Annotated in this window: 9 protein-coding genes; 5 read left to right on the forward strand and 4 right to left on the reverse strand. The window is 37.9% G+C overall.

The features are described 5' to 3' along the window. Nucleotides 1-80: 80 nt before the first annotated feature. Genes BAZSYMA_RS02840 through BAZSYMA_RS02850 form a run of 3 tightly spaced genes read right to left on the reverse strand, consistent with a single transcriptional unit; the run spans nucleotide 81 to nucleotide 1,544 of the window. Nucleotides 81-296: a hypothetical protein gene (locus BAZSYMA_RS02840; protein ID WP_195910064.1), complete on the reverse strand. Its 216-nt coding sequence runs from the start codon at nucleotides 294-296 to the stop codon at nucleotides 81-83. Between the two features lie 16 nt (nucleotides 297-312). Beyond that, nucleotides 313-981: a DnaA regulatory inactivator Hda gene (hda, locus tag BAZSYMA_RS02845; RefSeq protein ID WP_090715440.1), complete on the reverse strand. Its 669-nt coding sequence runs from the start codon at nucleotides 979-981 to the stop codon at nucleotides 313-315. Beyond that, nucleotides 978-1,544: a CDP-alcohol phosphatidyltransferase family protein gene (locus BAZSYMA_RS02850; protein ID WP_090715443.1), complete on the reverse strand. Its 567-nt coding sequence runs from the start codon at nucleotides 1,542-1,544 to the stop codon at nucleotides 978-980. Before BAZSYMA_RS02850 ends, hda begins: the two co-directional genes overlap by 4 nt. Nucleotides 1,545-1,588: 44 nt before the next feature. Here BAZSYMA_RS02850 and purM point away from each other — a divergent pair, with 44 nt between their 5' ends. Genes purM through BAZSYMA_RS02865 form a run of 3 tightly spaced genes read left to right on the forward strand, consistent with a single transcriptional unit; the run spans nucleotide 1,589 to nucleotide 3,739 of the window. Further along, nucleotides 1,589-2,596: a phosphoribosylformylglycinamidine cyclo-ligase gene (purM, locus tag BAZSYMA_RS02855; RefSeq protein WP_090715446.1), complete on the forward strand. Its 1,008-nt coding sequence runs from the start codon at nucleotides 1,589-1,591 to the stop codon at nucleotides 2,594-2,596. Then, on the forward strand, nucleotides 2,574-3,158 hold the full coding sequence (gene purN / locus BAZSYMA_RS02860) for a phosphoribosylglycinamide formyltransferase (protein ID WP_090715448.1): 585 nt from the start codon (nucleotides 2,574-2,576) through the stop codon (nucleotides 3,156-3,158). Before purM ends, purN begins: the two co-directional genes overlap by 23 nt. Continuing rightward, entirely contained in the window at nucleotides 3,155-3,739 is a 585-nt protein-coding gene (locus tag BAZSYMA_RS02865; RefSeq protein ID WP_090715450.1) for a hypothetical protein, read from the forward strand. The genes purN and BAZSYMA_RS02865 overlap by 4 nt, the downstream gene beginning before the upstream one ends. Nucleotides 3,740-3,780: 41 nt before the next feature. Here the strand turns inward: BAZSYMA_RS02865 and uvrA are convergent, their stop codons facing one another. Continuing rightward, nucleotides 3,781-6,600, reverse strand: coding sequence for an excinuclease ABC subunit UvrA (gene uvrA / locus BAZSYMA_RS02870; RefSeq protein ID WP_090715451.1), 2,820 nt, complete (start codon nucleotides 6,598-6,600; stop codon nucleotides 3,781-3,783). 93 nt (nucleotides 6,601-6,693) lie between these two features. Here uvrA and pyrH point away from each other — a divergent pair, with 93 nt between their 5' ends. Both pyrH and frr read left to right on the forward strand, forming a co-directional pair. After that, nucleotides 6,694-7,407: a UMP kinase gene (pyrH, locus tag BAZSYMA_RS02875; RefSeq protein WP_090715453.1), complete on the forward strand. Its 714-nt coding sequence runs from the start codon at nucleotides 6,694-6,696 to the stop codon at nucleotides 7,405-7,407. A gap of 14 nt (nucleotides 7,408-7,421) precedes the next feature. After that, nucleotides 7,422-7,979: a ribosome recycling factor gene (gene frr, locus BAZSYMA_RS02880; protein ID WP_090715455.1), complete on the forward strand. Its 558-nt coding sequence runs from the start codon at nucleotides 7,422-7,424 to the stop codon at nucleotides 7,977-7,979. Nucleotides 7,980-8,017: the final 38 nt, after the last annotated feature.

Consider the following 8,017-nt stretch of genomic DNA (forward strand, 5'->3'; position numbering starts at 1 on the left):
ACTTCTATGAGTGCATTCCAGACACTTTTTTGAAAATCGGTTCCTACCATTAATAATGGAATATCAAATTTTTTTCTGTATCAATCAAAATATTCATCAAGTTGTTTTCTTGTCTCCTTTAAAACTTTATCATCTTGTTCTACAAATTCAGCTTTCAGATTTTTCTTAATTCTGCTATCAACAGTTTTTCTCATCTTTCTATATTCAAAATCAAGAATACAAAGTTTGTCATCAAAAGAGCCAAGTATCAATTTTCCTATTTTTGTTTTGTAATGCTGAATATTAATTTGATTCATTTTATGCGCCAATATTCTATAACACTTGCTTGATTAGTGGGACAGTAATACCTGTTTTTTTCTGCAATGATGCCTCGTCTAATTGTTCAATAGCACTGAGTAGTTCGCTTAAATCTCTTGAATAATGTTTGAACAAATACGCATATATTTTGTCATCAATATGAATATTTTTATCCGCCATTTTGTTTTGCAGAATGGTTGTTTTTTGTTCATCGCTTAAATTTTCAAGGGTGAAATTAACGGCTAGAGACAACCTGGTTTTTAAATCTTTTAATAAGTCTAATTCGCTTGGTAAATTTTGTGCACTGACAATGAGTTTAGTTTGCGTATGTTTGATTTGATTGTACAAATCAAACAATTCTTGTTGTTGCGTGTCGCTTGCATCTTCAATATTATCAATACACACCCAATCAACTTCAGACAACTGGGCAATAAGACCTTCGGGGCATTCTTCTTTAATATCAATATAAACAGCGTTCAATTGTTTGTCCATTGCCGCAAAAGTGCAACCTTGCAAAAGATGCGTTTTACCACTAGATTTATCACCAGATACCATAACAGCACTAGAGTTACTATTGGCAAATAGTGTGTCAATAAAAGTTAAAATTTGAGCATTTTTATCACCGATGAAATTATGCAGTCGCATTTTTGCATTCAATAGTACGGGAAGTCCGAGTTGTTTCATTTTTGCTTTTTCTTCTCCTGCGAGATGGCTTTTTCAAACCAAATCCAAATATAGTCAACGCCACTCAAAACAGTAGATGTAGCAACAATAATAAAGAAAGCCATGCTCCACTCAGATAATATTGGATACAACTTTGTTGTCACCAAAAACAGCACCAGTACAATTTGTAAGGCGGTGTTGAGTTTTGATAACTTTGATGGTATTAATAAACCATTGTCGGATTCCCCATTACCCATAAAACTACCAACTGTACCTGAAACAATCATTAAATCTCTCAAGAAAATCAACAATAACAACCACAAGGGCAACAAGCCAATAACACTTAGCGTGATAAAACTACTGACCAATAATAATTTATCGGCAACTGGGTCAAGAATAGAACCAAGTCTAGTTTGATACGAATAACGCTTCGCAACCCAACCATCTAAAGCATCTGTAATACCGGCAACAAAAAATAGCATTATTGCAAAAAAAAAATCGTGATTTAACAAAGTTAAAACCACGGGCACTGTTAAAATAATGCGTAAAATTGACAGTGCGTTTGGTAGGGAAGAAAGGTTCATTTATCTGCGTGAAAAATAACTAAATTATACGGAAAAAAAATTCTATGTCATCATTGACTTACCAAGACGCTGGCGTTGATATCAACAAAGGTAATGATTTAATCGAGCAAATCAAACCCATTGCAAAATCTACCACTAGAGAAGGTGTATTAGCAGGGTTGGGTGGTTTTGGTGCAATGTTTGAGTTGCCGACCAACAAATACAAAAATCCTGTTTTAATCTCTGGTACTGATGGCGTTGGCACAAAACTTAAAGTCGCTGAGATGTTGAATAAGCACGACACCATCGGTATTGATTTGGTGGCAATGTGTGTGAATGATTTAATCGTACAAGGTGCTGAGCCTTTATTCTTTTTAGATTATTACGCCACTGGCAAACTCAATACTGATATTGCGGTTTCTGTTATCTCAGGCATTGGTGAGGGCTGCAAGCAATCAGGTTGCGCGCTGATTGGCGGTGAAACTGCTGAGATGCCTGGTATGTACAGTGGTGAAGATTACGATTTGGCGGGTTTTTGTGTTGGTATTGCTGAAAAAGCAGATGTGATTGATGGCACTAAAGTCAAAAATGGTGACCGCATTATCGCACTTGGCTCATCAGGACCACATTCCAACGGTTACTCACTCATTCGCAAGGTACTAGAGCGCACTGAGCCAACTGATCATCAACTACAACAATTGATAGAACCAACCAAAATTTATGTTAAATCCGTTTTGTCTTTACTTAAAAAACACTCAGTACATGCCATCTCGCATATTACTGGTGGTGGCTTGTTAGAAAATATCCCGAGAGTATTGCCTGGTAACTTAGCGGCAAAATTAGACAATAGCTCATGGCAGATGCCTGAAATTTTCCAATTTTTACAAGATAATGGCAATATTGAGCTAACAGAAATGTATCGCGTATTCAATTGTGGCGTAGGCATGGTGTTGGTAGTAAGTAACGATGAAAGTACAGATGTTATCAAACACCTAGAAACGCAAGGCGAAAAGGCTTGGTTGATTGGTAAAATTGTTAAAAAAAGTCACAATGGCAAACAAGTCATTATCTAATATTGTTGTTTTAATCTCGGGTTCAGGCTCTAACCTGCAATCCATTATTGATAATGCCAATGATATTGGTGTCAATATTCAATCTGTCATCAGTAATAAAGCCGATGCTTTTGGTCTACAGCGGGCAAAAAATGCAGGCATTTCCACCAAAGTTATTGAGCATATGCACTTTGCGTCGCGTAAAGACTTTGACCATGCCTTGATAAGATATATTAATACCCTTAATCCAGAGATCGTTGTATTGGCGGGTTTCATGCGTATTTTATCCGCTGATTTTATTGCTGCATTTTCTACAAATACTAGCAAAATTCTTAACATCCACCCTGCACTTTTGCCAGAATACAAGGGGCTCAATACACACCAACGCGCTATTGATGCTGGTGATTCTGAGGCTGGTGCTAGTGTACATTTTGTTACCAATGAATTGGATTCAGGCGAGGTAATATTGCAAAAATCAGTGGTAATTGACCCGAGTGATAATGCAGATACTTTGGCAAAAAAAGTATTAAAACAAGAGCATATTCTCTATCCTGAAGCCATTAAAAAGGTTTTACAAAAATGAGGTTTTTATTACTCTTATTGTTTTCTTCTTCAGTATTGGCGCTTAAGCCACACATGGCGACCTATACACTATCAGCATCAAACTTTGAAATTGGCAAAGAAGTACGCACATTACATAAAGAAAAAAATGTGTATTACTACACCGCCCATGCTGAAACCACAGGCTTAGCAAGCCTTATTAAAAATTATGAAATACACTCAAAATCTATTTTTATTATTGATAAATCTGGGTTACACTCAAAACATTATCAAAACTTTGAACGCGACGGTAATAAGATAAAAAAAGACTTTAATGTTCGTCCAACAGGACAACAAGTGGATTCACTAAATCGACTGCTTGCTATTACTTATGAATTAGAAAACAATCCAGAAAAGAAAGATTTTCAATTGTTGGTACATGATGGTAGCGCCCCAGAAAAACAATATTACCAGCAGCTGCCAAGTGGCGATGATAACTTAATTAAAGTAACCAGCAAAGAAAGAAACCTTACGGCTTTTTTTGCTAAAGACAAGTATTATTTGCCAGTCTTGGTGCGTAGAAATAAATTTACTTACAAACTTGATACCATTGAGTTTAATTAAACCGTGGCTTCGTTCATTATGGTTTTGGTCTAACAAGTATTTTATTTAAGTAATGGTTGCAAATATTGCCCTGTATAAGATTTCTTAACTTGTGCTATTTCTTCAGGCGTGCCAGTGGCAATAATATCACCACCCTTATCACCGCCTTCAGGTCCTAAATCCACAATCCAATCAGCAGTTTTAATCACATCTAAATTATGCTCAATAATCACAATGGTGTTTTCACGCTCGCGCAAGCGACTGATCACCGATAATAATTGCTTGATATCATGAAAATGCAAACCTGTAGTAGGTTCATCAAGAATATACAAGGTGTTACCTGTGTCTAATTTAGACAATTCTTTGGCAAGTTTAATACGCTGTGCCTCACCACCCGACAAGGTAGTAGCGTTTTGACCCAAGGTAATATAGGACAAACCCACATCCATTAAAGTTTGTAATTTTTGTTTAATTTTTGGAATTGCCTCAAAAAACTCAACCGCTATTTCAACAGTCATATCCAACACTTGTGCAATGGTCTTACCCTTATAAGAAACCTCAAGCGTTTCGCGATTGTAACGGCGTCCACTACAAACATCACAAGATACATAAATATCAGCCAAAAAATGCATTTCAACTTTAATCAAACCATCGCCCTTGCACGCTTCACAACGACCCCCTTTGACATTGAAACTAAATCGCCCCGCCTTATAACCACGAGAGCGTGATTCCAATGTTTGTGCAAACAAATCACGAATCAGTGAAAACACGCCCGTATAAGTGGCTGGGTTAGAACGCGGTGTACGCCCAATAGGACTCTGGTCAATGTTGACCACTTTATCAAAATGATTCAAACCCTTTATTGACTCATAAGGTGCTGGGACAACTTGAGAACGATTTAAATCTCTAGCAACCAATGAATATAGAGTGTCATTAATCAATGTGGATTTTCCAGAACCAGAAACACCCGTAATACAAGTCAACACACCCACAGGAATGGATAAATCAACTTTGTTTAAATTATTACCAGTTGCGCCTTTGATACGCAACCACTTAGTGGCTTTTTTGCGTTTTTTCGGCACGGCAATACTTTGACGGCCACTAATGTAATCACCCGTAATTGATTTAGGGTTATTAGCGATTTGCTCTGGTGTGCCAACAGCAATAATTTCACCCCCATGCACACCCGCACCAGGGCCAATATCAATAACGAAATCTGCTTGTTTGATGGCGTCTTCGTCGTGCTCAACCACAATCACAGTATTACCAATATCTCGCAAGTAAGTCAAAGTGTTGAGTAGTTTTTGATTGTCTCGCTGGTGCAAACCAATAGACGGCTCATCCAATACATACAATACGCCCATCAAACCTGCACCAATTTGACTTGCTAAGCGAATACGCTGCGCTTCACCGCCTGATAGTGTGCCAGCACGACGATCCAAACTTAAGTATTCTAAGCCAACATTTAACAAAAATTCTAAACGCTGAATAATTTCTCTAAGAATCTTTTGTGCAATTTCACCACGCACACCTTCCAATTTTAAATCTTTAAAAAATCTGTAACTATTGACAATCGAAAGTTTAGTGATATTTGATAAATTATAATCAACAATAAACACATTTCTGGCAGACTCATTTAGTCGGCTGCCGTCACAACTTCCACAGTTTTTGCTCACCACATAACGCGACAATTCTTCACGCACACTACGAATTTCACTCTCTTCATAGCGACGCATCATTCTAGGAATCACTCCCTCAAATGGCTTGGGTTTATTTGACCAGCCCTGGCGTCCTTTAATTTTTGAAAAATCAATCGTGTCTTGACCGCTGCCGTACAATACAATTTTTTGATGCTCGGCACTTAATTCTTTATAAGGTGTGTCCACACTAAAATCATAATATCGCCCAACCAAAGTTAAGATTTGATAAAAATAAGCATTCGAGCGACCCCAGCCATAAATTGCACCATCAGCCAAACTTGCCTCAGGATTGCCAACAACTTTGTTTTCATCGAAAATATCTTTAACACCCAAGCCATCACAACTTGAACAAGCACCAACAGGGTTATTAAATGAAAACAATCTAGGCTCAAGTTCGGTCAAAGAATAACCGCATTCCACACAAGAAAACTTAGCTGAAAACACTAATTCTTCTTGTTTAGACTCTTCATCCATTGAGGCAACACGCACTAATCCAGCGCTAAGATTTAACGCAGTTTCTAACGACTCAGACAAACGCAAGGACACATCTTTTCTCACCTTAAGACGGTCAACAACAATTTCAATGGTGTGGCGCGTTTTACCATTCAACTCATCCAACTCATCCAAATAAACCACTTCGCCGTCCACTCTAGCACGTAAAAATCCCTGATTAGAAAGCTCATCTAACATTTTTGTATGACTGCCCTTGCGGTTTTGCACCACAGGGGCCAGTATCATAATTTTTTCACTTTCTGGCAAGGTTAAAATGCTATCCACCATTTGTGAAACGGTTTGCGACACCAAATCAATCTTATGCTCAGGGCATTTTGGCACACCAACACGGGCAAATAACAACCTTAAATAATCATAGATTTCTGTAATCGTACCTACCGTTGAACGTGGATTATGCGAAGTGGCTTTTTGCTCAATTGAAATAGCTGGCGACAAGCCCTCAATATGATCCACATCAGGTTTTTCCATTAATGATAAAAACTGTCGCGCATAAGCTGACAATGACTCAACATAACGACGCTGTCCTTCGGCATAAATCGTGTCAAATGCTAACGATGATTTACCCGAACCAGATAAACCTGTAATCACTACCAGTTTATTCCTAGGAATATCAATATCAATATTTTTTAAGTTGTGAACTCTAGCGCCTTGTATGCTGATTTGTTCCATAAAATTTTATATCGGACAAAGGGTTAATTATAACGCTCGCACACGGTAAAATCATCATTAATTTGATTTTATCGGCACAAAAGCACTCACGCTATGAATAAATATAAACGCATTCTATTAAAACTCAGTGGCGAAGCACTTGCTAAAGACGGCAATACAGTTGACTCAAATACACTTAGCCAAGTAGTAGATATTATTAAATCCGCACTTAAGCAAAAAGTTGAAGTGGGTATTGTTGTTGGTGGTGGTAATATTTTTAGAGGTGCAGCCCTTGCACAAGCAGGTATGAATCGTGTGACTGGCGACCACATGGGTATGTTGGCCACAGTGATTAATGCTTTGGCAATTGGCGATGCTTGTAAGCGTGCAAATATTGATGCGATAGTCATGTCGGGCTTTCCAATTGGTGGTGGTGTTTGCGACCCTGTTGACCACAATAAGGCAAAACAAGCGCTCAGCATGGGGAAGGTTGTGATTTTCTCAGCAGGTACAGGCTCTCCATGCTTTACCACTGACACAGGTGCAGTATTGCGTGCCATTGAGATTGAGGCAGATATTGTCTTTAAGGCTACTAAAGTTGATGGTGTTTATACGCATGATCCAATGAAAAACCCTAAAGCAACGCGCTATAAAACACTCAGTTTTAATGAAGCGATTGAGAAAAACCTGAAAATTATGGACACGGCAGCATTTTCCTTGTGTCGAGAACATGGTTTAGATATCTGTGTTTTTAGTATGCTTGAGGATGCTAACACATTATCTGATATTTTAGATGGTAAACCTTCTGGCACCATTGTCCACCTTTAAAGGAGAACAACAATATGTTAAACGAAATACAACAAGATGCTAAAGCCCGCATGACAAAAAGCCTTGCATCATTAGAAAATGATTTTAGTAAAATTAGAGCAGGTCGTGCACACCCTTCTCTACTTGAACAAATTCAGGTTGATTATTATGGTTCGATGGTACCGATTTCACAAGTTGCTAATATTAGTGCAGAAGATTCTCGCACACTTAAAGTATCACCATGGGAAAAAGAAATGGTAGCAGTCGTTGAAAAAGCCATCATCACCTCTGATTTAGGGCTAAATCCACAAACCCTTGGTCAAGTTATGCGTATTCCTCTGCCTCCGCTCACTGAAGAACGCAGACGCGAATTAGTACGAATAGTAAAAGACGAAGCCGAACAGACAAAAGTTGCTGTTCGCAATATTCGTCGTGATGCCAATTCTGATTTTAAAGAATTGTTAAAAGATAAAGAAATTTCAGAAGATGAAGCACATAAAGCAGAGGAAAACATTCAAAAACTCACTAATGAATTTATTAAATCAATCGATGAAAAATTAGATGAAAAAGAAAATTCACTACTTGAAATTTAAGCTTTCAATAGTCAATAAAAAAAGCCCGCTAATGCGGG

This window comes from Bathymodiolus azoricus thioautotrophic gill symbiont, from assembly GCF_001298715.1.
GTDB lineage: Bacteria > Pseudomonadota > Gammaproteobacteria > PS1 > Pseudothioglobaceae > Thiodubiliella.